This window comes from Glutamicibacter sp. MNS18 (genome assembly GCF_026107515.2).
Taxonomy (GTDB): domain Bacteria; phylum Actinomycetota; class Actinomycetes; order Actinomycetales; family Micrococcaceae; genus Glutamicibacter.
The window spans coordinates 1-1,108 of record NZ_JAPCHW010000034.1; the positions used below are offsets into that span (position 1 = coordinate 1).

1 rRNA gene is annotated in these 1,108 nt (G+C 55.2%); it reads right to left on the bottom strand.

From position 1 onward, the window contains the following. Nucleotides 1-983 (bottom strand): 16S ribosomal RNA (locus OK351_RS17845); the annotation flags it as partial. Between the last annotated feature and the right edge of the window lie 125 nt (nucleotides 984-1,108).

The following is a 1,108-nucleotide window of genomic DNA, read 5'->3' on the forward strand; positions in this document are numbered from 1 at the left end:
TCTGGAACATGTCAAGCCTTGGTAAGGTTCTTCGCGTTGCATCGAATTAATCCGCATGCTCCGCCGCTTGTGCGGGCCCCCGTCAATTCCTTTGAGTTTTAGCCTTGCGGCCGTACTCCCCAGGCGGGGCACTTAATGCGTTAGCTACGGCGCGGAAAACGTGGAATGTCCCCCACACCTAGTGCCCAACGTTTACGGCATGGACTACCAGGGTATCTAATCCTGTTCGCTCCCCATGCTTTCGCTCCTCAGCGTCAGTAAATGCCCAGAGACCTGCCTTCGCCATCGGTGTTCCTCCTGATATCTGCGCATTTCACCGCTACACCAGGAATTCCAGTCTCCCCTACATCACTCTAGTCTGCCCGTACCCACCGCAGAACCAGGGTTGAGCCCTGGTCTTTCACGGCAGACGCGACAAACCGCCTACGAGCTCTTTACGCCCAATAAATCCGGATAACGCTTGCGCCCTACGTATTACCGCGGCTGCTGGCACGTAGTTAGCCGGCGCTTCTTCTGCAGGTACCGTCACTCTCGCTTCTTCCCTACTGAAAGAGGTTTACAACCCGAAGGCCGTCATCCCTCACGCGGCGTCGCTGCATCAGGCTTCCGCCCATTGTGCAATATTCCCCACTGCTGCCTCCCGTAGGAGTCTGGGCCGTGTCTCAGTCCCAGTGTGGCCGGTCACCCTCTCAGGCCGGCTACCCGTCGTCGCCTTGGTGAGCCATTACCTCACCAACAAGCTGATAGGCCGCGAGTCCATCCCCCACCGATAAATCTTTCAACCACCAACCATGCGGTCAACAGTCATATCCGGTATTAGACCCAGTTTCCCGGGCTTATCCCGAAGTCAGGGGCAGGTTACTCACGTGTTACTCACCCGTTCGCCACTAATCCACCCAGCAAGCTGGGCTTCATCGTTCGACTTGCATGTGTTAAGCACGCCGCCAGCGTTCATCCTGAGCCAGGATCAAACTCTCCATAAAAAACAAAAAGCCATCGGCAACCCCTCGGAAAATAAGGGCGAAACCAATGAAGTCCCGGCAAATAATAATCAAACACTCGGAACAACACACGGGGGTGCATCATCCCAAGCAAAATGTTATGTATT